Annotated in this window: 22 protein-coding genes and 2 pseudogenes; 10 read left to right on the forward strand and 14 right to left on the reverse strand. The window is 67.1% G+C overall.

Annotated features, from left to right (window positions below; genetic code table 11):
* Positions 1–20: 20 nt before the first annotated feature.
* Positions 21–1013, forward strand: coding sequence for a ParA family protein (locus HF203_RS06175; RefSeq protein WP_168667712.1), 993 nt, complete (start codon positions 21–23; stop codon positions 1011–1013).
* 741 nt (positions 1014–1754) lie between these two features.
* Positions 1755–2177, forward strand: a pseudogene (locus HF203_RS06180) (IS3 family transposase); the annotation flags it as partial.
* Between the two features lie 60 nt (positions 2178–2237).
* Here HF203_RS06180 and HF203_RS06185 read toward each other — a convergent pair.
* Positions 2238–3488, reverse strand: a complete 1251-nt coding sequence (locus HF203_RS06185) for a HipA domain-containing protein (protein WP_168667714.1) — start codon at positions 3486–3488, stop codon at positions 2238–2240.
* Positions 3485–3787: a helix-turn-helix domain-containing protein gene (locus tag HF203_RS06190; protein ID WP_005221553.1), complete on the reverse strand. Its 303-nt coding sequence runs from the start codon at positions 3785–3787 to the stop codon at positions 3485–3487. The genes HF203_RS06185 and HF203_RS06190 overlap by 4 nt, the downstream gene beginning before the upstream one ends.
* 214 nt (positions 3788–4001) lie before the next feature.
* Between HF203_RS06190 and HF203_RS06195 the strand changes: the two are divergent.
* Positions 4002–4700 (forward strand): annotated as a pseudogene (locus HF203_RS06195) (transposase); the annotation flags it as partial.
* 126 nt (positions 4701–4826) lie between these two features.
* Here HF203_RS06195 and HF203_RS06200 read toward each other — a convergent pair.
* Positions 4827–5762 carry an META domain-containing protein gene (locus tag HF203_RS06200; RefSeq protein ID WP_168667716.1) on the reverse strand — a complete coding sequence of 312 codons (936 nt, stop codon included), beginning with the start codon at positions 5760–5762 and terminating at the stop codon, positions 4827–4829.
* Between the two features lie 4 nt (positions 5763–5766).
* Complete coding sequence (locus tag HF203_RS06205) at positions 5767–6417, reverse strand: hypothetical protein (protein WP_168667717.1); 651 nt, start codon at positions 6415–6417, stop codon at positions 5767–5769.
* 192 nt (positions 6418–6609) lie between these two features.
* On the opposite strand from HF203_RS06205, the gene HF203_RS06210 reads away from it, so the two are divergent.
* Positions 6610–7167, forward strand: coding sequence for a glycosyl-4,4'-diaponeurosporenoate acyltransferase CrtO family protein (locus HF203_RS06210; protein ID WP_210424663.1), 558 nt, complete (start codon positions 6610–6612; stop codon positions 7165–7167).
* Here the strand turns inward: HF203_RS06210 and HF203_RS06215 are convergent.
* Positions 7060–8169, reverse strand: coding sequence for a glycosyltransferase (locus HF203_RS06215; RefSeq protein ID WP_168667719.1), 1110 nt, complete (start codon positions 8167–8169; stop codon positions 7060–7062). The genes HF203_RS06210 and HF203_RS06215 overlap by 108 nt on opposite strands.
* A 252-nt stretch (positions 8170–8421) precedes the next feature.
* On the opposite strand from HF203_RS06215, the gene gad reads away from it, so the two are divergent.
* Positions 8422–9810 carry a glutamate decarboxylase gene (gene gad, locus HF203_RS06220; RefSeq protein ID WP_168667721.1) on the forward strand — a complete coding sequence of 463 codons (1389 nt, stop codon included), beginning with the start codon at positions 8422–8424 and terminating at the stop codon, positions 9808–9810.
* Positions 9811–9849: 39 nt separating this feature from the next.
* Here the strand turns inward: gad and HF203_RS06225 are convergent, their stop codons facing one another.
* On the reverse strand, positions 9850–10938 hold the full coding sequence (locus HF203_RS06225) for a linear amide C-N hydrolase (protein WP_168667723.1): 1089 nt from the start codon (positions 10936–10938) through the stop codon (positions 9850–9852).
* A gap of 168 nt (positions 10939–11106) precedes the next feature.
* Here HF203_RS06225 and HF203_RS06230 point away from each other — a divergent pair, with 168 nt between their 5' ends.
* Positions 11107–11505, forward strand: coding sequence for a hypothetical protein (locus tag HF203_RS06230; RefSeq protein WP_168667725.1), 399 nt, complete (start codon positions 11107–11109; stop codon positions 11503–11505).
* A gap of 7 nt (positions 11506–11512) precedes the next feature.
* On the opposite strand, the gene HF203_RS06235 is transcribed toward HF203_RS06230, so the two are convergent.
* The gene (locus tag HF203_RS06235) at positions 11513–12646 is read right to left on the reverse strand and encodes a glycosyltransferase (protein ID WP_168667727.1); all 1134 of its coding nucleotides are present in this window, start codon (positions 12644–12646) and stop codon (positions 11513–11515) included.
* A gap of 187 nt (positions 12647–12833) precedes the next feature.
* Here HF203_RS06235 and waaF point away from each other — a divergent pair, with 187 nt between their 5' ends.
* The 4 genes from waaF to HF203_RS06255 all read left to right on the forward strand — a co-directional run bounded on the left by waaF (position 12834) and on the right by HF203_RS06255 (position 17653).
* Positions 12834–13895, forward strand: a complete 1062-nt coding sequence (waaF, locus tag HF203_RS06240) for a lipopolysaccharide heptosyltransferase II (protein WP_168667730.1) — start codon at positions 12834–12836, stop codon at positions 13893–13895.
* Positions 13896–13914: 19 nt separating this feature from the next.
* Positions 13915–15042 carry a glycosyltransferase gene (locus tag HF203_RS06245; RefSeq protein ID WP_168667886.1) on the forward strand — a complete coding sequence of 376 codons (1128 nt, stop codon included), beginning with the start codon at positions 13915–13917 and terminating at the stop codon, positions 15040–15042.
* 481 nt (positions 15043–15523) lie between these two features.
* Positions 15524–16600, forward strand: coding sequence for a glycosyltransferase (locus tag HF203_RS06250; RefSeq protein ID WP_168667732.1), 1077 nt, complete (start codon positions 15524–15526; stop codon positions 16598–16600).
* Positions 16601–16786: 186 nt separating this feature from the next.
* Positions 16787–17653, forward strand: a complete 867-nt coding sequence (locus HF203_RS06255) for an HDOD domain-containing protein (RefSeq protein WP_168667734.1) — start codon at positions 16787–16789, stop codon at positions 17651–17653.
* Between the two features lie 12 nt (positions 17654–17665).
* Here the strand turns inward: HF203_RS06255 and hemW are convergent, their stop codons facing one another.
* The 7 genes from hemW to rpmE all read right to left on the reverse strand — a co-directional run bounded on the left by hemW (position 17666) and on the right by rpmE (position 25627).
* Entirely contained in the window at positions 17666–18847 is a 1182-nt protein-coding gene (hemW, locus tag HF203_RS06260) for a radical SAM family heme chaperone HemW (protein ID WP_168667736.1), read from the reverse strand.
* Positions 18844–19923, reverse strand: a complete 1080-nt coding sequence (locus HF203_RS06265) for a TRAP transporter substrate-binding protein (protein ID WP_168667738.1) — start codon at positions 19921–19923, stop codon at positions 18844–18846. The genes hemW and HF203_RS06265 overlap by 4 nt, the downstream gene beginning before the upstream one ends.
* A 65-nt stretch (positions 19924–19988) precedes the next feature.
* Complete coding sequence (locus HF203_RS06270) at positions 19989–21197, reverse strand: 30S ribosomal protein S1 (protein ID WP_168667740.1); 1209 nt, start codon at positions 21195–21197, stop codon at positions 19989–19991.
* A 109-nt stretch (positions 21198–21306) separates the two neighbouring features.
* A complete protein-coding gene (locus HF203_RS06275; RefSeq protein ID WP_168667747.1) occupies positions 21307–22602 on the reverse strand; it encodes a citrate synthase in 1296 nt (431 codons plus the stop codon).
* A 184-nt stretch (positions 22603–22786) separates the two neighbouring features.
* Positions 22787–23722, reverse strand: a complete 936-nt coding sequence (gene mdh, locus HF203_RS06280; RefSeq protein WP_168667749.1) for a malate dehydrogenase — start codon at positions 23720–23722, stop codon at positions 22787–22789.
* 95 nt (positions 23723–23817) lie between these two features.
* Positions 23818–25092 carry a malic enzyme-like NAD(P)-binding protein gene (locus HF203_RS06285; protein ID WP_343043889.1) on the reverse strand — a complete coding sequence of 425 codons (1275 nt, stop codon included), beginning with the start codon at positions 25090–25092 and terminating at the stop codon, positions 23818–23820.
* A 331-nt stretch (positions 25093–25423) separates the two neighbouring features.
* A complete protein-coding gene (rpmE, locus tag HF203_RS06290; RefSeq protein WP_168667751.1) occupies positions 25424–25627 on the reverse strand; it encodes a 50S ribosomal protein L31 in 204 nt (67 codons plus the stop codon).
* Between the last annotated feature and the right edge of the window lie 55 nt (positions 25628–25682).

A 25682-nucleotide genomic window follows, 5' to 3' on the forward strand; every position in this document is an offset into this window, starting at 1 on the left:
CCACAAAATCAAGGTGAAAAATGAAAATAGTCTCTATATTTAACAATAAGGGTGGAGTAGGAAAAACCACCTATATGTACCATATTGCCCACTTACTTGAGAGAAGAAAAAAAACCGTTCTCCTAGTTGACCTTGACAGCCAGTGCAACCTCTCTGCTTATTCAATGTTTGACTCTGACCTTGAGAAAAGCTGGAAGAAAGATCGCGGAAACAGTATATGGAATGCCCTTGAGCCGGTTTACGAAAGGCTCGGCGACATAAAAAAACGCCGGCCATCGTTGATCAATAGCAACTACCCCAACCTCTATCTAATTCCTGGGGATGTTCTACTTAGCAACTTCGAAGACACCTTAGGTAATTCATGGACTAGCGCAAAAGGTGGAAGCGCTGGAGATTTGCGTGTCCAGTCGGCCATATACAGACTTGTTCTTTGGGCAGCAGAAAAGGTAAAGGCCGATATAGCAATGCTTGACCTAGGCCCAAATCTAGGAGCTTTAAACCGCTCAGCTCTTGCAGCAAGCAATTACTTTATAGTGCCAATGTCTCCTGATCTTTTTTCAATTAGGGGCACACAAAACTTAGGTTCAAAACTTGTCCTTTGGAATAAAGAATGGGAACAATGCAAGAATTCCTACACAGGAAATTCAATAAAACTACCTGACGGAAAGCCGATTTTTTTAGGTTATGTCATGCAGCAGCATAATGTAAGAAAAACAGAATCAGGGATGACTAAAGGATGGTCTATATTTGGAGATCAGGTCGAAAAAGCGGTCAGAGACAACATAATAAACAAACTACAACCACTTGGCCAAGTACATGACTGGGGTACGGACTTTTGGAATATTGGAAAAATACCAAACCTTCACAGCTTAATACCATACTCTCTAAATGCCAGGAAGCCGGTATTTGACTGCAAGGCAAAAGACGGATTAACAGGCGAACACATCACTAGAGCAAAAAAATCCATAGAAAATTTCACACCAATAGTTGACAAGTTAGTTCAAGTCATATAGCCCATCTCCTTAGGCGGGCGCGTTAAAGGCATATCCTTACACATATCTCCCGCCACCAGCGATCCTGAGCGCCTTGTCGTCATCAGCAGAGCAGAACACGTGAGATGAGTTGGGCCGCCGCCGAGTTGAGCACGATCGATCTGGGAGACGAACAGGATTAAAGGGACACCCACTTACCGTTGAAAGGGACACCCACTTACCGTTGACGCTCCCAAGGCCCTCTCCTACGCTTCTCCCAACACCTCCAGCGGAGATGCCCCATGACCCGTCCCCGCGCCTCGCTCGTCTCCTTGTCCGATACGCCCTGGTATCACGTCGTCACGCGTTGCGTGCGGCGGGCGTATCTGTGCGGCTTCGATCGGTTGACGGGGCGGAGCTTCGAGCATCGGCGCGGCTGGGTGGAGCTGCGGTTGCGCCAGCTCGCGGGGGTGTTCGCGATCGATGTCGCGGCCTATGCGGTGATGAGCAATCACGTGCATCTGGTGGTGCGGGTGGATGCGGATCGGGCAGCGGGGTGGTCGGATGCCGAGGTGTTGCGGCGCTGGCGGTGTCTGTTTCGGGGACCGGAGGTGGTGGAGCGGTTCTTGTTGCCTGCGACGCGGGCGGGGATGACGGCGGCGGAGTTGGATCTGGTCGCGGGGTTGGTTGCGACCTATCGGGCGCGGTTGGCGGATCTCTCATGGTTCATGCGGGTGTTGAACGAGTTGATCGCGCGGGCGGCGAACCGGGAGGATGGGGTGCGAGGTCGTCGGCTGGTCAATGCGCGCACGCATGGATGCCGAGCTGGTCATCAGTGCCCTCGACATGGCCTATGCACGGCGCCGGCCGCCACCGGGACTGCTGCACCACTCCGACCGAGGCAGCCAGTACGCCAGCCACGCCTTCCAGCAACGCCTGCGTCGCTACGCCATGCGTTGCTCGATGAGCCGGCGCGGCAACTGCTGGGACAACGCCCCGACCGAGAGCTGGTTCAACAGCTTCAAGCACGAGCGCGTCTTCGGCGAGCGCTTCCCGACCCGCGAGGCGATGCGCGCGACGGCCTTCGAGTACATCGAGGTCTTCTACAACCGCAAGCGACTGCACTCGACGCTCGGCTATCGCTCACCCGTCGAGTTCATGCAACAGTGGGAGGCAAAACAGCGCCGCGACCAGACGGTCGCATGAGACCAACCCCTTGAGGGGCGAAAAAACAGGGGAACCTCAGGACCTTTCCACACCCCCTCACTAGCACCCGCGTGAGCGCTTCTGGCGGCTCACGACCGTCAGTGCCTGGAGCCGCTCAGTATCCGCATGCTCAAAGGCTCCGCTCATCCGTTTGATCTCCTCTCCCCGTAGCCCGTTATGTTTGGCCAGATCTTGCCAAGACGTTAGGGCCTTGCCCAGAGCACCCAAGGCATGCGCTTGGATGGTCTCGTCCACCCCGAAGTAGTCCGCCAGATCAAGGCACAACTGAAGGGAAGGTCGCCGTTGCTCGCCATCGAAGGATAGGGCATGGCGGCGCCGGTCGAGGGCATGGCGGTCGGGGTTGAGGTCATAAGCCGGTGAGAGCCGCCAGCCTTGGGGCTCGCGTAGGAAGCCGTGATTACGCAGATGATCGTCGGTGTTGCCGCACAGAGCGTTGAAGGTCATGCGTCGCCACAGTTCAACCTGATCGAGCTTGGGTTGGGCCGAGGTCGCCTTGATGACATCAGCCAGCTCCAGATAGCTTGCCGCGTCCGCACTCTGCTCGTCTCGCGCGGCCAGGGTCATGGCCGAGGCGAACGGAACCCTTCCTCCTTGTTGTCGATCAAACCGTTCCACCAACAGCACAGGTCGCTCACCGTTCGCGTTGAGCAATCGATGCTTCGCCACGCGCAGGCCCGCTGCTCCCGCGAGATCCAGCACAGTCGCCTCCCAGGCCCCTACCCGCTCGGTATCGAGCCGGGATTGAAATTTGGCGATATAGAGCTTGCCCTTGTCCTCGATCGCCGCCTTGGGATGGGCGCCGCCGAGGGATGAGCCCGGCTGGGCGAGGAGCGCGAGGTCGGTATCGGTCTGTACGCCTTGCTCCAGGCGCTCGATCGCGGCTTCCAGGGCTCGTAGATGGACCAGCTTTGGAACGTCTGTGGTTAGGGCCAGAAATTCTCCAGGAGTCTCCGCGAGACTCAATCGCAAGGCACCCATCCGCATGTGATCGGAGACCCCCAGGAGGTAATCGCTTTCGTTCAGGTAGCGGTCGAGAACCCGATCCTGGACGAGTCGCCCCCAGCGATCGGGGGCGATGTCCTGGAAGGCGCCCCACAGCTTGCTCGCCTGAAAGGGCATCCCTGGCAAGAGATCCAAGTCGGGATCGATGGCGAAGCCCGTCCGGCACCAGTCTCGATCATAGGTGAACTGATAGCGCTCGGTTCCCCGCTGGCTGGTGAAGACATCGAGCTGGCCGACCGTCCGACGCTCACCCAGCCAATCCAAAGTGACAACCAGGGACGTGCTCACCGCACCCGGCCTCCGCGAATGCGCTGCGGCAACTGCTCCTCGAGGAGATCCAGCCCGAGCGGGTCTTTCGTCCGGTCGATCAGCTCCGCGAGCGCATCAAGCTTACCGAGAATCATCAGGGCCGAGGCCCAGGCGCTGATTGCGACGTTTGGATTGCCAGCTTCGAGGCGGTTGAGTGTTCCGCGCGAAACGCCCATGCGCTCGGCCATCAGCTCGGTGCTGATGCGCCGGCGCCGTCGTGCATCGCGGATGTCGGCGCCCAGCTTTTTGAGGGCGCGCTCGACACGGATGGATTTCATGATGAAGCCTCAGGCGCGTGTCTGGATGGTTTTCAGTGGCTAGAAAACCGGTTTTTCATTTCTGCCATATCCATGCTAGCGTTCTCTGAGAGGATTTTAAATATTTATATCGTTCTTTTTATAAGACGTTAAAGGTGTTATTCACAGGGAGACCAACAGGTCCATGCCGGTGGCGATCATGTTCATGATCGCCACCGGCCGTGGTAAGAAAGGTCGGGAGGACGGGGTACGCGGCCGGTTCTGGGAGGGACGGTTCCGTTCGCAGGCGATCCTCGATGAGACGGCGTTGTTGGCGGTGATGGCCTATGTCGATCTCAACCCGATTCGGGCGGGGATCGCGGAGACGCCGGAGGAGAGTGCGCATACCGGGATTGCGGCGCGGATTGCCGACTTGCGCGCGGACGAAGGTGACACGGCAGGACGGTCGTTCGCTGTCATAGAGCGATCGACACCTGAGGTTGTCGAGGGCCCGCCAACGGCGTGCACCGCCGCAGCGCCCGAGACCGACCACGCCGACAGCTCACCAGACGCTCGCAGCACTCACCTCTGGGAGACCGTCCTCGACCGCCTCCCCCCTGCCCCACTACTGCCCTTCGGCAACCCCGCCGAAGTCCCCGCGTCGATCCCCTTCACCTTCGACGGCTATCTGACCCTGGTCGACTCGCTCGGCCGCGCCCTGCATCCGCGCAAGCGCGGGTCGATCCCGGCGGAGCTGCCCGACATCCTCACCCGACTCGGCATCGCCCCCGAGCGCTTCGTCGAGCACGCGGGTTTCCTGCTCAAGGGGTTCGGTGCCGCGATCGGTGCGCCAGAGCGGCTGACGGCGCTCGCCGCGCGGCGGGAGTGTCGTTATCTGCGGGGTGTCGGGCGGGCCAGGGCGCTGTTCGGGCCGGAGCGGGGGCTAGCGGCCTGAGGCCGGCCAAGCACCCGCCCGAGGTGCTGCGTATCTGAGACCGCACAAGGGCTCGGCACCGTTCTGGTGGACATCACGACGCCCTGTCACACCTTACCGAGCCTTCACCGATCAGCGCACACCGGATCAACGCTCCCAGGGCGGGACGGCGAACGCCTGCGTCTCGTCGTCGCTGCCCGGGGCCATGAAGTCGTGGATCGACTCATCGGTGAAGTAGCGCCAGAACGCCTCTGACAGAGCGGGGTCGTGGATACTGAAGGCGCCTGCGGCCTGTTGTGCGTCGAGGAAGGCGCGATAGGCATCGAGCGGTTCCGGGCCGAGCTGTTGATAGATGATGCGCCCGCCGTACTCTTGGTGGAGTGCACGGTTGATCTTCCAGTGACGGATCAGGGCGCGGGCCATGTCGCGCTGCATGACCGCCAGTTGTTCACGCTCCTCCGGACTCAACGCGGTCTCGGCGTCCAGTCCCGCAGCCGCCCGACCGGCGCGCAGCCGTTCGAGCAGGGCGGCGATCTCGTCGGGCTCGGCAACGATGCCCTGCTCGTCGGCATAGTGCTCGAACAGGCGCCCGAGGATGATCTCCTGGAGCTGCGTGGCATCGACGTCGCGCAGCGCCTCGCCGAAGAGGGTCGCGACCGGCACCGAGGTCGCGACCGGCGCCAGCTCGATAATGGAGCCGTCGGCCATGGTGGCGAGGAAGAGGTGTTCGTCCTCGATGACATAGCTCCGCACCCATTGGAACTGCGCCAGATAGCGCTCGGACAGGGAGCCTGGCGGGCACAGCGCCCGGGTCGTCGCGATGGCGCCGAAGCGCAGCTGACCGGGCGCGTCCGACGCCCAGGTGCCGGTGCCGAGCTGGCAATCGGCGCGAATGGCCACCATGCCGTCATCGCGCAGCTCGAGACTGTACTCAGCGCCCTCCTCGGGGACATAGACCTGATCGTCCATCGACTGGATCTCGACCAGCGCCCAGGTCGTCCCCGCCAGGGGCGAGGACTCGGCCAGCGCCAGGGGACTGGCGCCGCACAGTAGCGCGATCAGCAGAATGGTCGGATATCTCATCGCCTCAGCCTCCCTCGATCGCGGCGAGTGGCACCTCATAGACCTCCTGGCCGTCGATGACGACGGTCCAGGTATCGCCATCGCGCGAGGCCTCGGCGCTACGGTTGGTGGCGTTGACGTAGCCGGTCATGAAGTTGATGGTGAACTGCTCACCGGCGGGACTCTGCACCACGATCGAGGCCTGGCCGTCGTCCATACGCAGGATGCCGGCCGGGCATTGGCCGAACGCCTCGGCGGTGAGGGCGCGACAGCGCAGCAGCGTGGTGGCGTCGTAATCGGCGGTGGAGAAGGGCCAGGTCGGGTTGTCCGCGGCGGCCGCCGTCGGGCCGCGATCCCAGTAGACATACAGGCTCTCGTCGGGGAAACGGAAGATCAGCCCCTGATCGCCGAGCCCGCTCTGGCGATAGACCGGGCGGCCCGCCTGATCGCGGAAGTTGCCCACCGCCTCACCGCTCGGCGCCAGCTCGTGCACCACGCCGTCCTCGCGGGTGATGGTCACATAGCCCTGGCGCTGGCTGAAGGTGCAGGGGAGCGTCTGCTCGGCATGATCCTCCCCCTTGGGGTAGATCTCGCAGCGCGCATCGGTCCAGTCGGCGGTGGCCGGCAATACCCACAGCCCGCCGATGATGGTCAGGAAGAGGATGCGACCCTTCATGTTCGACCCCTCATGGAATGAAAGACAGGGATCGGTGAGTCAAGCGAACGATGAGGCCGACATCACCGAACCAGGAAGAAACCAGAACAGATCGCTGTTGTGGGGGCTACAGCCCCTTTGTTCAAGACTGGTCTCGACGGCGCAGCCTCCCTAAGATGCCGCCCCTCCACATCATTCCGAGACTCCTCTGCCGTGCTGACGACCGTCGCGCTCTATGCCCTAACCTGGCTGTCGATCCACTTCGCCGCGGGCTATCTGGCGCACCGCCTGCCCGAGCGCCTGCTCGCCGGGCTGCCGCTGCTCGGTCGTAGCTATCGCTGGGAGCGGGACGGTCGGCTCTATCAGCGGCTCGGCATCCAGGCGTGGAAGGATCATCTGCCCGAGGCCGGGGCCTTCTATGCCGGCGGCTTCTCCAAGCGCAACCTGCGAGGTCAGGATCTTGCCTATCTACACCGCTTCGTGCGCGAGACCACGCGCGCCGAGGTCTCGCACTGGCTGACCTGGGCGATGGCGTTGAGCTTCTTCGCCTGGACCCCCTGGCCGGTCGGCGTGGTGATGCTGGTCTACGGCGCACTGGTCAACGCCCCCTGCATCCTGGTGCAACGCTACAACCGCGCGCGGCTGCTGCGCGCGATCGCGCTCCTAGCCCGGCGTGCGCACCGCGATCGAGCGCCCCTTCCAGCGCACGCTGTTGCACACCAGGGTGCGGTAGAGCGAGCGGAAGAAGACCGCGACGAAGAAGGCCAGTGAGACCGGATAGGTGAGCGCGGTGGCCAGCCCGAAGTTGCCGAGCCGGCGCAACAGCCACCACAGCTGCGCGACATAGGCGGCGTAGGCGATCAGCCCCGCGACCACCCAGGCCGACAGCCCCTGGCTCGCCCAGCCCAGCGAGGCGTCGACGGCGGCCACCGCGCCATAGATCCAATAGGTGGTCATCAGCAGCATCAGCGGGCCGGTGGTCATCGCCCCGCGCGCGAGGTTCTTGGTCCAACCGTCAGCAAGATCGCGCACCCCGTCGGGGTACATGCGAAAGGCGATGGTGCCGGTGCCGATGAAGTTCGAGGTCGGCACACCGCGTCGCGCCATCTCGCGCGCCAGCGCTACGTCGTCGACGATCTCGGCGCGCACCAGACGATGCCCGCCGGTGCGGAAGTAGTCCGCGCGCGAGCACACCATGCAGGGGCCGAAGCTGCCGTTGGCGCGCAGCGCGTCGCCGGCCAGGGTGAAGGAGCGGATGCTCGCCATCATGATGACGAAGAAGATCGACGACAGCCGCTCGTAGGCCGCGACCATGCGGTGATAGGGCTGCACCGAGACCAGCCCGCCACGCGCGGCATGGGTGGCGGCGATGCGCCGCAGTCCGGCGGGTTCGAGTTCGGTGTCAGCGTCAAGGAAGACCAGCAGGTCGCCGCTCGCCGCCTGCGCCCCGACCCAGCAGGCATGCGGCTTGCCGAGCCAGCCGTGCGGCAACTCGCCGAGACTCAAGGTCCTCGCCCCGGCGGCACGTGCCAGCGCCGCGGTCGCGTCGGTGGAGTTGTCGTCGACGACGATGACCTCGTAGTCGTCGTGGTCCTGTTCACGCAGCGAGGCGAGCAGCGGCGGCAACCGCGACTGCTCGTTGCGCGCCGGGATGATCACCGACACCTTGACCCCACCGACCGGGCGCGTCAGCGGCGGGCAGGCGCGCAACCGACCGAGAAAGATGAACGCGAGGCTCCACGGCAGGAGCAGCCAGAATAGCTCGATGGGCACGGCGGATGGACTCGTTTCGAGGTTGGAAGAGGGTGACGTGCAACGCTGAGCGTCGCTGACGCCACGCTGCAACTCAGGGGCGGCGGCAGTATGGCCGGGGCGGCGGCGGAAGGCAAACTTTCCACAACGGATTCAGTCGACTGCGGCCCCTTTGCCCGATCCGGACGCACACCGACGGTCGACCCGCGCACCATTGACTACGCTTGGCCTAGCGCCCCGAACCCCGGGGCGGTCGCGATGGAGGGATTGCCGATGGTGACGCGAAAGATCGAGTCGATCAGCCCGGAGGAGCGCGACGCACTGCTCGCACCGGCCTATGCGCGGCGACGCATGCTGGAGGCGGTGCCGCGATACCGCCTGCCGGAGCACGAGATGGCCCCCGAGACGGCTCATGACCTGATCCACGACGAGCTGATGCTCGACGGCAACGCCCGACTCAATCTGGCCACCTTCGTCACCACCTGGATGGAGCCCCAGGCCGACCGGCTGATGGCCGAGTGCTTCGACAAGAACCTGATCGACAAGGACGAATACCCGCGCACCGCCGAGATCGAGGCGCGTTGCGTCAACATCGTCTCCGATCTCTTCCACGCCCCCGAGCAAGGGGTCGGCGCCTCGGCGATCGGTTCGAGCGAGGCGGTGATGCTCGCCGGGATGGCGCTGAAGTGGCGCTGGCGGGCACGACGCCGCGCCCGCGGCGAGGACACCCATCGCCCCAACCTGATCCTCGGTGCCAACGTCCAGGTGGTGTGGGAGAAGTTCTGCCGTTACTGGGACGTCGAGCCACACTACATCCCGATGGAGAAGGGGCGCTATGTCATCACCCCGGAGGAGGTGATCGCTCGCACCAACGCCCGCACCATCGGCGTGGTCGCCATCCTCGGCACCACCTTCACCGGGGAGTACGAGCCGATCGAGGCCATCCATGCTGCGCTGGCGGCGCAGAACGCCACCACCGGCTGGGAGATCCCGATGCACGTCGACGCCGCCAGCGGCGGCTTCGTCGCCCCTTTCCTCGACCCCGAGCTGGTGTGGGACTTCCGCCTGCCGCTGGTCAAATCGATCAATGTCTCCGGACACAAGTACGGCCTGGTCTACCCCGGCGTCGGTTGGGTGGTGTGGCGCGGCCATGAGGACCTACCCGAGGCGCTGATCTTCCGGGTCAACTATCTCGGCGGCGACATGCCGACCTTCACCCTCAACTTCTCCCGCCCCGGCAACCAGGTGGTGGGCCAGTACTACAACTTCCTGCGCCTGGGGCGCGCCGGCTACACCCAGGTGATGACGGCGCTGCGCGAGGTGGCCACGGCCCTGGCGCACGGCGTCGCCGACCTCGGCCCCTTCGAACTGGTCAGCGACGCCAGCACCATCCCGGTGTTCGCCTTCAAGCTGCGCGACGAGATCACCGACTACAGCGTCTTCGACATCTCCCACAAGCTGCGCGAGAGCGGCTGGCAGATACCCGCCTACACCATGCCCGAGCACGCCGAGTCGGTCGCGGTGCTGCGCGTGGTGGTACGCGAGGGCTTCAGCACCGACCTCGCCGAACAGCTGCTCGCCGATCTCGCCAAGGCCGTCGCCCACTTCGAGGGGGTGCGCGCGCACGACCCGGCGCCGCCCGCGCCCAACTTCACCCACTGAGGGCGCACGCCGGGGCACGCTCGGCCCCGGCGCACCGGCTCAGTCGCTGCCGGAGGCGTCCATGAAGGTGAAGGGCTCGGCGACGGTGAAGCGCGCGGCGGCGTTGCCGGCATAGACATAGCCGCCATCGACCGGCAGGGTCTTGACCTCTGCCCCGGGCGAGAAGTCGAGATCGTCGAGCGCGACCCAGAAGGTGTTGGGCGTGGTCGCCGAGGAGAAGTAATAGACCCGATTTTTCTGGTCGGCGGCCACCGACCACAGGGTCGAGGCGAGGTTGGGCTGCTGCGCGACGCTGATGCCCAACGGCACCGAGACGGCGCGCTGCACCGAGAGCACCTGGGCGACGGCCTGGTTGGCATAGGTACGATTGGGCACGGCGTCGAGATAGTCGTTGTCGAGTGCCTTGGGCACCGCATCGAGCAGGAAGGAGGCGCGCGCATAGCGATCAGCGGCGCGCACCGTGCCGGGCAGGAAGGCCATACCACCGACCCCCTGCCAATAGGTATCGATCGCCAACTGCTCGGCATAGGGCGGCGAGTTGGTCATCACCCGGTACTCGGGGCCGTGATGGACAACCAGCTCGCCGTCGAGGTACTCGAGGATCGCCGAATCGCCACTGGGGTCGGAGAGCGAGAGATGGAGCGCGGCGGGCTTGCCGTTGGGCAGATCCTTGGCGACCACCCGCAGCGGCTGCTCGGTCAGCCCCTGCACCGCCTCGGCGACGGTGGCATAGTTATCGAGCACGTACTGCGCCCAGAGCGCGATCGAGAGCGGCGGCAACGCGGCGTCCTCGCCGTAGTCGGACTCGGCCAGATAGAGCAAGTTGGCCACCAGCCCCTTCTCGTTCATGCCGTCACTGCTCGCCAAATCGTAGGACGAGACCACCAGGCTGCCGTACTTCGACACCCAGCTCGGCGAGTCCGGCCCGGCCCGGCCATCGCGCGCCATGCCGCGCGGGAACACCCAGAGCGCGGTCTCCATCGACTGCATCCAGTCCATGTTGCGCCCGGTGATCACCGTCTCGTCGTCGCCGACATAGAGGGTGCGGGTACAGGCCTCACCGCCCTGGGGCAGGCCGATGCCGGCGGCCAGACAGGCCGCGACGACGGTCGTGATGCGCTTGCTCATACTCGGGCTCCTGCGGTTGCGGTCGGAACACCATCGATGTCCGGACAGTTAAGCACAGCAACGGCACGACCGAGCGCCGGAACACACCGACGGGACGAGCGGTCGCGACTTGCCAGCGAGCGCGCGCACCCCGATCATCCACCCCACATCGACCCGCCAGGAGCCACCATGACGCCCCCCAAGGAACCACGCGACGACACCCCGCAGACGCACCACCCTGCCCCCGCTGATTACGGCATCCGCGGCTGCGCGACCCCGGAGTCGCTGATCCTCGAACAACTCAGCCAGGGCCCCAAGGCCCAGGCCTGTCGTCGCTCCAAGGCGGCGCTGCACCAGCTCATCCGCGACGCCGAGCAGGCGCACAAGGCACGCAGCCGGATCGGCACCGAGACCTGTCCGCAGTGCGGCCAGCCCCACCTCGCCCACTATCGGCTCGCCGAGCGCTTCCATCTGCTCGAGTGCGAGCACTGCGGCCACCACGGTCGCGGCACCAGCGCGACAGCGGCGCGCGCCGATGCCGAGTCCGGCGTCGGCAGCGGTCGCGACTGGCGAGGAGCGACGGACTGAGCCCGCCTCAGCGCAGCCCGAAGACCTCCAGGTAGCGCCCGGCGCTGGTCTCCAGCCGGTACTCGGCGACCGCCTCGCGCAACCGCTCGGCGGGCAGCGGGCGGTCGAGGGTGCGCCCGATCGCCGCAGCCAGGGCCGCGACGTCGCCGACGGCGACCAGTGGGCCGTACTCGCCGCCACGGGTGATCTCGCGCGGGCCGCTGCGACAGTCGGTGGCGACCACCGGGGTGCCGAGGGCGAGCGCCTCGGTGAGCACGTTGGGCGAACCCTCCCAACGCGAGGACAGCGCGAACAGCGCGGCGCGGGCGAGGAAGCGATAGGGGTTGGACTCGAACCCGGGCAGCGCCACCGCCTCCGCCACCCCCAGCTCGGCGGCCAGACGCAACAAACGCTCGCGCTGGCGCCCCTCGCCGAGGATCAGCAATCGACAGGGACGAGCCTCGCGCACCCGGGCGAAGGCCCGGATCAGGGTCTCGAAGTCCTTCTGGGTGCGCAGCCCACCGACCCCCATGATCACCGGCTCGGCGCCGGGCAGGAACCACGGGTGATCGACCTCGGCCGCGGCCAGCCCCGCCAGCTCCGGGGTGATGTTGGGGTTGCGGATCACCCGCACCCGCTCGCGCGGGATGCCGGTGATGGCGACGATGTCCTCGGCCACGCCGTCGGAGACCGCCACCACCGCGTCGGCGCGATGATAGAGCGCACGCAACCGGCGCGTCTCGCGCCAACGCCACAGCCAGCCCTTGCCGCGGGCGCGCCAGCGCTCGCTCATCGCGGTGCCGGGACGCAGCACATAGCGGGTGTCGCCGCCGAGCCGACGCTTGACCGCGAGTGCGACCCGGTCGTCGCGGGTCTTGGCGGTGAGCACCGCCGCCGGGCGGGTGCGCGCGACCAGCTCGGCGAGGAAACCGGTGCGCGCACGCAGCCCGCTCGCCGCGAGCACATGTACCCGCACCTCGGGTGGCAGGGTGTCGACGAAGGGCGCCCCAGCGTCGTTGACCACAAAGTCGACCGGATGGCCGTGCCCGGCGATCCCGCGGGCGATGTTGACCATCATCCGCTCCACCCCGCCGTCGCCGAAGCTGGGGATGAAGAGACACACGGGGCGGGGGCTCGGCTGGCTGGGGGTCGCTGGGGTCATGCTCGGGGTCCGGGGGCTGGCGGTGGGCCGACGCGAGGCCGGCGGGATGGACATCATTATGGCGAAAACCGGTGGGGTCCGGACAGCCGCGCGGCGCCCGGCGATTTCTGGGATCATAACGGCCATCAGCAACCCCGCCGGTCGCCCCGGCCGGACACCATCGTTGCGCCGAACCCGATCAACCGACATGTCTCCAAGCCCCGATCCCAACGCCCCGCGCATCTTGCTGGTGCGCCTCTCGGCCATCGGCGACGTGGTCTTCGCCTCGCCGCTGATCGCGGCGCTGCGCCGCAGCCATCCACGTGCCCACATCGCCTGGCTGGTCCAGCCCGAGTGCGCGCCGCTGCTCGCCCAGCACCCCGACCTCGACGAGGTGATCCCCTGCCCGATCAACCGCTGGCGCAGGCTCGCGCGCGAACGGCGCTTGGGTACGCTCGCGCGCGAGCTACGCACGATGCGCGCCGAGTTGCGCGCGCGCCGCTTCGACCGCGCCATCGACCTCCAAGGGCTACTCAAGAGCGGGCTGCTGACCTGGTTCAGCGGCGCGCCCGAGCGCATCGGTCTGGGCTCGCGCGAGGGCAGCCAGTGGCTGATGACCCGCACCGTGGCGCGCGACGGGCCGTACAAGCGCATCGGCTCCGAGTACCTGCACCTGGCCCGGACCCTCGATCTCGCCGTCGAGCCCTTCGTGATGGCGGTACACCACGGCGAGGCCGAGCGCGCGCGCGTCGCCGAGCTGGTCGCGCCGGCCGGGGCCGGGGCGCGGCTGGTCGCACTCAGCCCCTTCACCACCCGACCACAGAAGCACTGGATCGAGTCGCGCTGGGCGGACCTCGCCGAACGGCTGCACCAGGAGCTGGGGCTCACCCCGGTACTGCTCGGCGGCCCCGGCGACCGTGAGGCCGCGGCACGGATCGTCGCGCGCTGCAAGACACCGCTGCTCGATCTCGCCGGCGCCACCAGCCTCACCGAGGCCGCCGCACTGATCGACCGCGCGGCGCTCGCGGTGGCGGTCGACACCGGACTCGGCCACATCGGCATCGCCATGAACACCCCGAGCCTGCTGCTGTTCGGCTCGACCTGTCCCTATCTCGACACCACCCGCGACAACGCCCGGGTGCTCTATCACCCGCGCCCCTGCTCGCCGTGCAAGCGCCACCCGAGCTGTGAGGGACGCTTCGACTGCATGCGCGAGATCACCGTCGAGGCGGTGGTCGAGGCCGCTCGCGAGCTGCTCGCCGATGACTGAGCCGAACCCTGAGCGGACATTGCGCATCCTCCACGTCGAGGGCGGGCGGCATCTCTACGGCGGCGCCTTCCAGGTGCTGCACCTGCTGCACGGGCTGCACGCGCGCGGTCATCACAACCTGCTCGCCTGTCCGCGCGGCTGCGACCTAGCCCGGGCCGCGGCCCCGGTGGCCGAGGTCCACGACATGCCGATGCACGGCGACGCCGACCTGCTGATGGCCGCGCGGCTGGCGCGCTTGATCGCCCACGCCCGGCCCGATCTGGTGCACCTGCACAGCCGCATCGGCGCCGACGTCATGGGCGGCATCGCCGCGCGGCTGCGCGGGGTACCGGTGATCCATACCCGTCGCGTCGACAACCCCGAGCCGCGCTGGCTGGTGGCGCTCAAGTACCGGCTGCACGACCGCGTGGTGGCCATCTCCGAGGGCATCGCCCGGGTGCTGCGCGACGAGGGGCTGGCCACCGACAAGCTGCGCGTGGTGCGCAGCGCGATCGACCCCGCGCCCTACGCCGGACCCTGCGCGCGGGCGCTGATCACCGCGCGGCTCGGGTTGCCCGCCGACGCGCTGATGGTCGGGGTGATCGCCCAGCTGATCCGACGCAAGGGCCACGCGATCCTGCTCAAGACCCTGCCCGCGCTGATCGCGCGCCACCCCCGGCTGCACCTCTGTTGCTTCGGTCAGGGACCGGAGGCGGCGGCGCTGGCCGAGCGTATCGACGCGCTGGGGCTGCAGGGCCGGGTCCATCTGTGCGGCTTCCGCGACGACCTCGCCGAGATCCTCCCCTGTCTCGACCTGGTGGTGCACCCGGCGCTGATGGAGGGGTTGGGGGTGTCACTCCTGCAGGCGGCCAGCGCCGGGGTGCCGATCGTCGCCAGCCGCGCCGGCGGCATCCCCGAGGCGGTGCGCGACGGCGAGAACGGGGTGCTGGTCGAGCCGGGCGACGCCGAGGCGCTGGCTACGGCGATCAGCGCCCTGCTCGCCGACCCGGCGCGTCGCCGTGCGCTCGGCGCCGGCGGTCAGGCGCTGATGCGCCGCGACTTCTCCATCGACGGCATGGTCGAGGGCAACCTCGCCGTCTACCGCGAACTGCTCGCCGAGCGCGCGAGGAATCACAACCGCCAAGACGCGAAGAACACAAAGGAATGAGCGTCTTTGTGCACTTCGCGCCTGTATCAAACGTGCCCGAAAAGCCCGGCGACCGTGAAGATGACAACCGCAAAGATGACAACCGCAAAGGCGCGAAGTGCGCAAAGGGATGCGCGGCTTCATGGACTCGGCGCCTGGATCAAGCGTCACGGCAAGGCTCAGGGGCAGGCGCGAGCGCCGACAGCGACCGGCCCCCAGCCTCCAGTCGCCAGTCGCCAGTGCCGCAGGCCATGAAGGCTGAGAGGAGACGACGAGCACGCGGCGGGATCGCCGCTGGGCTCGGCGTCTTTACCGAACAACCACCGCCCCGCAAAGACCGCGATCAGGCATGAAGACGTGCTGAACACCGAGCAAAGGCGCTCTTTCGATCCCTTCGCGTCCTTCGCGCCTTTGCGGTTCAACCTTTCGCGGTTCAATCTTTCGCGGTTCAATCCTTGCCTTGCGCTCGCGGTCCGAGCCGATTCGACCCCAGGAATTCCGCATGTCCGACCCCAGTAGTCTGCAGATCGTCGCCAGCAAGGCGCTCGGTGGCGCCGAGCGTTGGTTCATCCGCTTCGCCGAGGCGCTCGCCGAGCGCGGTGCGCCGGCCGAGCTGGCGATTCGCCGCGACAGCGCGCTCGACGGCCACCCGCTCGGCGCCCTGGCCTGTCACCGCCTGCCCTTCCTCACCACCTGGGACCCCTATTCGCGCCGTGCCGTCTCGCGGCTGATCGCGCAGCGCCGTCCCGAGATCGTGCAGACCTACATGGGACGCGCCACCCGGCTGACGCGACTCTCGTCGCGCGGCGGCCCCATCCATCTCGCCCGGCTCGGCGGCTACTACAAGCTCTCGCCCTATCGCCACGCCCACGGCTGGATCGGCAACACCCGCGGGCTGTGCGACTGGATGGTGCGCCAGGGGCTGCCCGCCGACCGCGTCCATCACATCTACAACTTCGCCGATCCGGCGGTGCCGGTCGCACCCGACACGGTCGCGGCGCTGCGCACGCGTCACGCCATCCCCGATGACGCCTGGGTGCTGGTCACGCTCGGGCGCTTCGTCCCGGTCAAGGGGCAGGCCCATCTGCTCGCAGCGCTCGCGGCACTGCCCGAGCGCATCGCCGGACGACCACTGCGTCTGGTGATGGTCGGCGACGGCCCGCTGGCCGAACCGCTGCACGCCCAGGCGCGCCAGCTCGGCGAGGAGCAACGCATCGTCTGGGCCGGCTGGCAGCGCGATCCCCGACCCTATCTGCAACTGGCCGATCTGGTGGTCTTCCCCTCGCTCGAGGCCGAGACCCTGGGCAATGTCATCCTCGAGGCCTGGAGCTGGGGGCGCCCGCTGGTCACCGCCGAGTTCCGCGGCGCGCGCGAGCTGACCCGTCACGGCGAGGACGCCTGGTGCGTGCCCTGCGCCGACGCCGCGGCGCTCGCCACCGGCATCCGCGAGACCCTCGGCGACGAGACGCTGCGCGCTGCGCTGGTGGCGCGCGGGCGCGAGCGGGTCGAGCGCGAGTTCGGGCGCGCGGTGATCATGGACCAGTATCTCGCGCTCTACCGCCGCCTCGCCGGCGGCTGACACCGACCACCGCCCCTACCACAGCCCCGGCGCATCCAGTATGTTTGGGCCGACGGCTCCACCACGCACCCGAGGCAACGACAGCGCTCGCCCCGGGCTGTGCAGGACCTGGGGCCAGAGCAGTGCACGCGCACCCGGCGCCGCGCCGGTGGCGCGCATCCGTCACCGCCGCCGGAGCCGAGTCACATGCATCCTGATACCCTGGTCCGCGATATCGACACCCTGTTCTCGATGCCCGAGGTCGCACTGCGCCTCAACCAGTTGATCAACGATCCCGAGACCACCCCTGCCGATCTCGCCGAGGTGCTACGCTGCGATCCCGCGCTCTCGGCACGGCTGCTACGCCTAGTCAACAGCGCCGGGCGCGCCCAGGTACAAGCGATCGAGACGGTCGGGCAAGCAATCGGGCTGATCGGCTACCGCGCACTGCGCGACCTGGTGTTCGCCACTTGCGCGGTGGAGATGTTCGAGGGCCTGCCACCGGAACGGGTCAACATGGAACGCTTCTGGCTCCGTTCCGTCGCCTGCGCGATCGCCGCCCGCTATCTCGCCCAACGCAGCGGCCAACACAACGGCGAACGGCTGTTCATCATCGGGCTGCTACACGGGCTGGGCCAATTGGTATTCTTCGCGCGTTGTCCCGAGCGCTATCTGCGGGTACTCGAGCGGGTCGACACCACCGGCATGGCACTGACTGCGGCCGAGCACGCCGAGTTCGGCTTCGATGCCGACGCCGTCAGCGCCACCCTGCTCAAGCACTGGCACTTCCCCGAGTCGATCCGCGAGCCGATCGCCTGCCGTCTCCACCCGGAACAGGCCAGCACCGCCGAACGGACACGCGATGCCGCCATCCTCGGCGCAGCGGCCTCCATCAGCCGCGAGTTGCGCGACTGTCTGCTCGAACAGCGCGCCCCGGACCCGGCCCTGCTGCATGAGCAGGCGCGGGCCCTCGGACTGGTCGACTCGGCGCTCGACAGCATGCCCGAGGCGATCAACCTGGAGGTGGTGGAGCTGTTCGAGACCCTGCTACCGGGCTCGACCCTACTGCCCTGATCGAGCCCACGCCTAGTCGGAGACGAACAGCCCGACCAGATCATCGAGGAAGTCGCGCCCACGCGCGCTCGGCACCACCCGCGCCGGGTCCGACTCGATCAGACCCAGCGCGCGCGCGCGATCGAGCGGGGCAGCCAGCCGCCTCGCCGGCAGCCCGGTGGCGCGGACGAAATCCGCCGGCGCAAAGCCCTCGACCAGCCGCAGCGCGTTGAGTGCGAACTCGACCACCAGGTCGTCGGCATCGAGCACCCGTCGCTCCGCGACCAGCGCCTCGGGCACGCCCCCCAGGTAGGCCCCGGGGTCGGCCAGGCGCGCCTCACGCCACACCCGCTCGACCCGTCCGTCGCGCCAGCGCGAGAGCTTGGCGTGGGCACCGGCGCCGATGCCGAGATAGTCGCCGAAGCGCCAGTAGTTGAGGTTGTGACGACAGCGCCGCCCCGCGCGTGCATAGGCCGAGACCTCGTAGCGCGCCAGCCCGGCGGCGGCGAGCCGGGCCTGGCCGGCGGCGGCGATGTCGGCCACCAGGTCGGGGTCGGGAAGCGGCGGCGGGTTGGCGTGGAAGGCGCTACCGGGTTCGAGACTGAGCTGGTAGTAGGAGAGGTGCTCGGGCTCGAGCGTGAGCGCCGCCTCGAGGTCGGCGCGCGCGAGCGCCGGGGTCTGTCCGGGGAGGCCGAACATCAGGTCGAGGTTGAGGTTGTCGAAACCCGCCGCGCGCGCCATCGCCACCGCCGCGCGCGCCTCCTCCGGGGAGTGGATGCGCCCGAGCGCGACGAGCCGCTCGGCCTCCAGGCTCTGTACCCCGATCGAGAGCCGGTTGACCCCGGCCTCGCGATAGGCGGCGAAGCGCCGCGCCTCGGCGGTGCCGGGGTTGGCCTCGAGACTGATCTCGGCATCGGGGGCGAGCGTCAGGCGCGCGCGCACGCCGTCGAGCAGGCGGGCCACCGCCGACCCCGGGAGCAGGCTAGGGGTGCCGCCACCGATGAAGATCGAGGCCACCGGACGGCGCGCCTCGGCGAGGGTGAGCGCACGGTCGAGATCGGCGAGCAGGTGCTCGACATAGGCCGCGAGCGCGGCCCCGGCGACCGGGTGGGAGTTGAAGTCGCAGTAGGGGCACTTGCGCACGCACCAGGGCAGGTGGATGTAGAGCCCGAGGGGCGGCGCGCCGCCCCCAGCCCCGGCGGCACGCCCGGTCACACCTGGTCGCGCGCGCGCAGGTAGGTCTGCTCGGAGATCGCACTCCACTCGCGGGCCTGGGCGAGGAACTTGCGGTAGGAGGTGTAGACCTTGGCCGAGAAGGCATCGCGCTCGGCGATCTCGGCGACCACCTCGTCGGCCAGACCGCGCAGCCTGGTGATGACGTCATCGGGCAGGCGGCGCAGCTCGACAGCGTGTTCATCGACCAAGGTCTGCAGGGCGATCGGGTTGCGCGCGGTGTATTCGGCGAGCATGTCCTGGTTGATCACCTTGAAGGCATTCATCACGATCGCCTGCAGGTCCTTGGGCAGCGACTCCAGCGCCTCGCGGTTGACCATCGCCTCCATGATGGTGCCCGGCTCGTGCCAGCCGGGGTAGTAGTAGTAGCGCGCGGCCTTGTAGAGCCCGAAGGCGAGGTCGTTGTAGGGTCCGACCCACTCGGTGGCGTCGATGGTACCGTTCTGCAGTGCGGTAAACAGCTCGCCGCCGGGGAGATTGACCGGGGTGCCGCCGGCGCGCGCCAGCACCTCGCCGCCGAGACCGGGGATGCGCATCTTCAGCCCCTTGAGGTCGTCGACCGAATTGATCTCCTTGTTGAACCAGCCGGCCATCTGCACCCCGGAGTTACCCGCCGGCGCCGGCACCAGACCGAACTGGGCATAGAGTTCGCGCCACAGCTCGAGCCCGCCGCCGTAGTAGATCCAGGCGTTCATCTCCTGTGCGGTCATGCCGAAGGGGACGGTGGAGAAGAACTGCGCGGCCTCGCTCTTACCCTTCCAGTAGTAGGCCGAGCCGTGCCCCAGCTCGGCGGTGCCGCGCGAGACGGCATCGAACACCTCGAAGGCGGGGACCAGCTCGCCGGCGCCGTAGACGCGCACCGCGATGCGCCCGCCGCTCATCTCGCCGATCAGCTCGGCGAGCTTGTTGGCGCCGGTACCGAGCCCGGGGAAGTTCTTCGGCCAGGTGGTGACCATCTTCCAGCGGTACTCGGCCTTGGCGTGCGCCGTCCCGGCCGCGGCCGCGCCGAGCGCCAGTGAACCGACGCCCACCCCCTTGATGAAGTCACGACGTTGCATGGGTCCCTCTCTTCTCGTTGTGTTGTGTGCGCGGGCGGACGCCAGACGGCGCCCGCCCATGGACCTCAGTCCTTCTGCAACTGCGCCTTGAGCAGCTCGCCGAAGCTGCCGATGGCCTTCTCCTCGCCCTGCCCCTTACGGGCCTTGGGCGCATAGGCGCTGGCGTCGACCACCGCCTCGGCGGCACGCTCGGCGTCGAGCGAGAGCTTGATACGCTTGCGCTCGCGATCGACCGCGATCACCGTCGCCTCGACGGTGTCGCCGACCTTGACCACCTCGCTCGGGTCGTTGATCCGACGCCCGGCACCAAGCTCGCTGATGTGGATCAGGCCGTCGACCCCGGGGGCGATGGCGACGAAGGCACCGAAGGGCTGCAGCCGCGAGATCTTGCCGCTGACCCGGCTGCCGGCGGGGTGGCGATCGGCAACCTCCAGCCAGGGATCACGCGCGAGCGCGCGGATCGACAGCGCGATGCGCTCGCGCCGCTTCTCGGTGGCCGGCTCGATGCGCAGCACCGCGACCTCGACCACCTGCCCCTGGGTGAGCACCTCGTTGGGGTGCTTGATGTGACCGTAGGCCAGCTCACTGACGTGGATCATGCCCTCGATCCCGCCGAGATCGACGAAGGCGCCATAGTCCTTGAGCGAGGTGACGGTACCGCTGAGCACCGCACCCTCGACGAGCTTGGCGCGGGTCTCCTCGGCCTGGATGCGCTGCGCCTCCTCGAGTACCGCACGCCGCGACAGCACCAGGTTGGGTCGCCGCCCGCCCTCGAGCTTGGTGACGCGGAAGTCGAGACGCTGACCGACGAACTCGGAGAGGTCCTCAATGAAACGGACATCGACCTGGGAGGCGGGACAGAAGCCGCGCAACCCGGCGACCAACACCTCCAGTCCACCCTTGATCGCGCCACTGACCTGACCCTGCACCGGCTGGCCCAGTTGGTAGGCGCGCTCGACCTCGTCGAGACCGTGGGAGCGCTGGCCGTGCTGGGCACCGAGCAGCAGCATCCCGGTCTCGGGATCCTTGCCGCTGACCTTGCTCTCGATGCGGTCCCCGATCGCGAGCTTGAGTTGCCCCTCGGCATCGCGATGGGCGGCCAGCTCGATACGCCCCTCCGACTTGGCGCCGAGGTCGACGAGACCGTACTCGCCGTCGATCGCGATCAGGGTCCCGGTCACCGGGTCGCCCACCTTGGGCTCGCCCTTGACGGACTGGGGATTGGCCTGATCGAACTGTTGAAGGAGATCTGCGAAACGCTCGGTGTCGGACATGATGTGCTTGCTGCCGCTTGGGCTCGGGTTGATGGATCGGGGGGTATTGTAGGGCGGAATCGGCACGCGCCCCAATCCCACGGCGGGTGGGGCGCGCCACGACCGTGGCTCAGCGCTGCGAGATCGGCAGATAGTCGCGCTGGTCTGGACCGCAGTAGATCTGCCGCGGACGACCGATGCGGTTGTTGGGGTCGGACATCATCTCCATCCAGTGCGACACCCAGCCGACGGTGCGCGCCACCGCGAACATCACCGTGAACATGTTGCGCGGGATGCCGAGTGCGCGATAGATGATGCCGGAGTAGAAGTCGACGTTGGGGTAGAGCTTGCGCTCGACGAAGTAATCGTCGTTGAGGGCGATCTCCTCGAGTTCCATCGCCAACTCGAACAGCGGGTTGTTGACGTCGGCGACCTCTTCGAGCACCTGGTGGCAGACCTCGCGGATGATCTTGGCACGCGGGTCGTAGTTCTTGTAGACGCGGTGGCCAAAGCCCATCAGGCGGAAGGGGTCGTCCTTATCCTTGGCCTTTTCCATGAAGCGCCGGACCTCCTTGACGTCGCCGATCTCGACTAGCATGTCGAGTACCGCCTCGTTGGCGCCGCCGTGGGCCGGCCCCCACAGCGAGGCGATGCCGGCGGCGACGCAGGCGAAGGGATTGGCCCCGGAGCTGCCGGCCAGGCGTACGGTCGAGGTGCTGGCGTTCTGCTCGTGATCGGCGTGGAGGATGAACAGCAGGTTGAGCGCCTTCTCCGCAATCAGCTCGGGCTCGTAGTCGTCGCACGGGGTGGCGAACATCATCCGCAGGAAGTTGGCGCAGTAGCGCAGGTCATTGCGCGGATACATGATTGGCTCGCCGATGCTGTGCTTGTAGGCGGCGGCGGCGATGGTCGGCACCTTGGCGATCAGCCGGTGCGCGGAGATCTCGCGATGACGCTCGTCGTGGACGCTCAGCGAGTCGTGATAGAAGGCCGAGAGCGAGCCCACCACGCCGACCAGGATGGCCATCGGATGGGCATCGTGATGGAACCCCTGGAAGAAGTCCTTAAGGTTCTCGTTGAGCATGGTGTGACGGGTGATCACCCGCTCGAAGTCGTCGAGCTCTTGCTCCTTGGGCAGCTCGCCATAGAGCAGCAGATAGGCGACCTCGAGGAAGCTCGCCTTGGTGGCGAGCTGCTCGATCGGATAGCCGCGATAACGCAGGATGCCCTGCTCGCCGTCGATATAGGTGATGGCGCTGTTGCAGGAGGCCGTGGACATGAAGCCGGGGTCATAGGTGAAGATGCCGGCCTCCTTGTAGAGCGAGGAGATGTCGGCCGCGGCCGGACCCACGGTGCCACGACGCAACGGGAACTCGAACTCCTCCCCGGTCGCGTTGTTGTGAATGGTGACGGTATCGTTCGCCATAGGCTCGCTCCTGAGCGGTCCCGGGACGCCTGGTCGCGGGGCCGGTGGATGGTTGGGTGGATTCACGACTCGCCCGAGAGGGCAGGCCCGCGCTCGGGCCGGCCTCGGCATCGCTCCGCCAGGACGGCCGCAAATGGTCGGGTCGAAAACACGGGGGCCGCGCGGCGCGCGGCCCTGGGGTCTGTCAGCGGATCTCGCGCAGGCGCTCGATATCGGCGCGCACCGAGGCCACCGAGCGATCGAAGTCGGCGCGTTCGGTCGGTTCGAGGTCGAGTTCGACGACCTGCTCCACGCCGCCCCAGCCGAGCACGCAAGGCACGCCCATGGAGAGGTCGCGCTCACCGTATTCGCCATCGAGGATGGCCACGCAGGGCAACAACCGACGGCGATTGTGGACGATGGCATCGATCATGGTCGCCACCGCGGCGGCAGGACCGTCGTAGGCGCTGGAGTTCTTGCGCAGCGCCAGGATCTCGGCGCCGCCCTTGCGGGTGCGCTCCATGATCGCGGCAATGCGTTCCTCGGGCAGGAATTGGGAGAGGGGGATGCCGTTGATGGTGCAGAAGCGCGCCACCGGCACCATGGTGTCGCCGTGACCACCGAGCACCATGGTGGTGATGTCGCGCACCGAGAAGCCGGTCTCCTGGGCGATGAATCCGGCCATCCGCGCCGCGTCGAGTACCCCGGCCTGGCCAAACACCCGATGCCGTCCCCAGCCGGTACGCTGGGCGACGCGATAGGTGAGGGTATCGACCGGGTTGGAGACGACCAGGATCATCGCATCCGGGGCGTGGGTCATGATCTCGTCGGTGACCGCGTCGATCACCCGCACATTGGCCGCGAGCACGTCCGAACGCGACATCCCCGGCTTGCGGGGTTGCCCGGCGGTGATCACCACCAGATCGGAACCGGCGATGATGCTCGGGTCGTCACCACCGATCACCCGGCTGTCGAACTTGAAAAAGGGCGAGGTCTGAACGATGTCGAGCGCCACACCCTCGCTCATACCCTCGTTCACGTCCAGCAACGCCACCTCTCGGCACAGCTCCTGTTCGGCCAGGATCTGCGCTGTGGTCTCGCCGACATGGCCGGCCCCGCCAACGATGCTGATCTTGTTCACGTCGCTTGTCTCCCGTCGGTGAGCGGCGGGCCTCCTCTCGGGGCGGGCGCGCCGCTCAGTGGATGGATGGGACGGAGATCGCGCCCGCTGCGAGGTCAGTCGGGATAGTGCGCCGGATAGGGCGCGCGCGCGACACCACTCTCGATGGCAGCGCGGGCCACTGCGGCCGACACCCGCTCACGCAGACGCGGATCGAAGGGCTTAGGAATGATGTAATCCGGACCGAATTGCAACGACTCCAGACCATCGTAGGCGGCCAGCACCTCGGCCGGCACCGGCTCATGGGCGATGGCGCGCAACGCCTCGACGGCGGCGATCTGCATGTTCTCGTTGATCTTCGAGGCGCGCACATCGAGCGCGCCACGGAAGATGAAGGGGAAGCCGAGGACGTTATTGATCTGGTTCGGGTAGTCGGAGCGACCGGTGGCCATGATCAGGTCGTCGCGCACCTCGCGGGCGAGTGCCGGACGGACCTCGGGCACCGGGTTGGAGAGCGCAAAGACCACCGGGCGCGGCGCCATCGAGGCGAGCATGTCGGCGGTGACCAGGTCCGGGCCCGAGACACCGATGAAGGCATCGGCACCGTTCATGGCATCGGCCAGGGTGCGACGCTCGGTGTCGGCGGCGATACCGAACTTGTAGGGGTTGAGGTCTTGACGACCGACATGGATCACGCCCTGGCGGTCGATGGCGAAGATGTTGTCACGGTGGGCGCCGAGGGCGAGCAGCAGACGGATCGCCGCGATCCCGGCGGCACCGGCGCCGAGCACCACGATGCGTGCCTCGGCGAGCGACTTGCCCTGCAGTTCGAGGGCGTTGAGCAGACCGGCGGCGATGATGATCGCGGTACCGTGCTGGTCGTCGTGGAACACCGGGATGTCGAGCTGCTCGACCAGCGCCTGCTCGATCTCGAAGCAGTGCGGCGCGGCGATGTCCTCGAGGTTGATGCCGCCGAAGGTCGGGGCGATGCGCACCACGGTCTCGATGAAGGCCTGGGGGTGACGGGCGTCGACCTCGATATCGAAGCAGTCGATGTCGGCAAAGCGCTTGAACAGCACCGACTTACCTTCCATCACCGGCTTGCTGGCCAGCCCGCCGACCTTGCCCAGGCCGAGCACGGCGGTGCCGTCGGTGATCACCGCCACCAGGTTGCCCTTGTTGGTGTAGCGGTAGGCGTTCTCGGGGTCGGCATGGATGTGACGCACCGGCTCGGCCACGCCCGGGGTGTAGGCCAGCGAGAGTTCGTGCTGGGTGCTCGCGGACTTGGTGACATCGATCCCGATCTTGCCGGGCCGCGGCTCGGCATGGTAGGCGAGTGCCTGCTTGTTCAGGTCCGCGTCGTGATGGGCAAAACTCTCGGGATCGGTCACTGCTGGTCTCCAACAAACAACGTTGATCAAGGCGCCACTCGGGCGATCGTAGCGAACAATCATGTTCGCGCCCGGCCCCCGAGTCAAACAGATCGGGCAACCCGCACACCCACGCGCTCACGCGCCCGCAACGCGCTCGGCACGAATGCAGATGCAGACCACGACACGGGACCGCCGCAAGCAGGACCGGCTGTAGCGAGAGGGGAGGAGAGGAACGGTGCGGGATGCACCGCGACCTCAGGCGCAGGGCGTCCGGGGCGGGGCAGGAAGGCGCCGCGCCAGCGTGGTCAGACGCGGCGCGGTGGGGCGGGGACGACGCGGGGGCGCGAACTCAGCGCGCGTAGCGACGACGGAACTTGTCGACGCGACCACCGGTGTCGATCACCTTCTGCTTACCGGTATAGAAAGGATGGCATGCGGAGCAGACTTCAACCTGCATGACATCGTTGCCCAGGGTGGAGCGGGTGGAGAATTCGTTCCCGCAGCTGCAGACCACCTTGACTTCGGCGTATTCCGGGTGGATTCCTTCTTTCATGGCTGACCCTTCTGGCCCGGCTCGGGCGATGGAAAACTCAATAAACGCGCGAGGA

It is taken from the genome of Marichromatium bheemlicum (assembly GCF_012276755.1).
Lineage (GTDB): Bacteria > Pseudomonadota > Gammaproteobacteria > Chromatiales > Chromatiaceae > Marichromatium > Marichromatium bheemlicum.

What these genes read in the sequence shown, in the direction of transcription:
- gad (WP_168667721.1), top strand. Translation starts at nt 8,422, where the DNA reads ATGGTGACGCGAAAGATCGAGTCGATCAGCCCGGAGGAGCGCGACGCA.
- HF203_RS06205 (WP_168667717.1), bottom strand. Translation starts at nt 6,417, where the DNA reads ATGAAGGGTCGCATCCTCTTCCTGACCATCATCGGCGGGCTGTGGGTA.
- HF203_RS06230 (WP_168667725.1), top strand. Translation starts at nt 11,107, where the DNA reads ATGACGCCCCCCAAGGAACCACGCGACGACACCCCGCAGACGCACCAC.
- HF203_RS06200 (WP_168667716.1), bottom strand. Translation starts at nt 5,762, where the DNA reads ATGAGATATCCGACCATTCTGCTGATCGCGCTACTGTGCGGCGCCAGT.
- HF203_RS06270 (WP_168667740.1), bottom strand. Translation starts at nt 21,197, where the DNA reads ATGTCCGACACCGAGCGTTTCGCAGATCTCCTTCAACAGTTCGATCAG.
- HF203_RS06250 (WP_168667732.1), top strand. Translation starts at nt 15,524, where the DNA reads ATGTCCGACCCCAGTAGTCTGCAGATCGTCGCCAGCAAGGCGCTCGGT.
- HF203_RS06255 (WP_168667734.1), top strand. Translation starts at nt 16,787, where the DNA reads ATGCATCCTGATACCCTGGTCCGCGATATCGACACCCTGTTCTCGATG.
- HF203_RS06225 (WP_168667723.1), bottom strand. Translation starts at nt 10,938, where the DNA reads ATGAGCAAGCGCATCACGACCGTCGTCGCGGCCTGTCTGGCCGCCGGC.
- HF203_RS06235 (WP_168667727.1), bottom strand. Translation starts at nt 12,646, where the DNA reads ATGACCCCAGCGACCCCCAGCCAGCCGAGCCCCCGCCCCGTGTGTCTC.
- HF203_RS06265 (WP_168667738.1), bottom strand. Translation starts at nt 19,923, where the DNA reads ATGCAACGTCGTGACTTCATCAAGGGGGTGGGCGTCGGTTCACTGGCG.
- rpmE (WP_168667751.1), bottom strand. Translation starts at nt 25,627, where the DNA reads ATGAAAGAAGGAATCCACCCGGAATACGCCGAAGTCAAGGTGGTCTGC.
- waaF (WP_168667730.1), top strand. Translation starts at nt 12,834, where the DNA reads ATGTCTCCAAGCCCCGATCCCAACGCCCCGCGCATCTTGCTGGTGCGC.
- HF203_RS06190 (WP_005221553.1), bottom strand. Translation starts at nt 3,787, where the DNA reads ATGAAATCCATCCGTGTCGAGCGCGCCCTCAAAAAGCTGGGCGCCGAC.
- HF203_RS06175 (WP_168667712.1), top strand. Translation starts at nt 21, where the DNA reads ATGAAAATAGTCTCTATATTTAACAATAAGGGTGGAGTAGGAAAAACC.
- HF203_RS06275 (WP_168667747.1), bottom strand. Translation starts at nt 22,602, where the DNA reads ATGGCGAACGATACCGTCACCATTCACAACAACGCGACCGGGGAGGAG.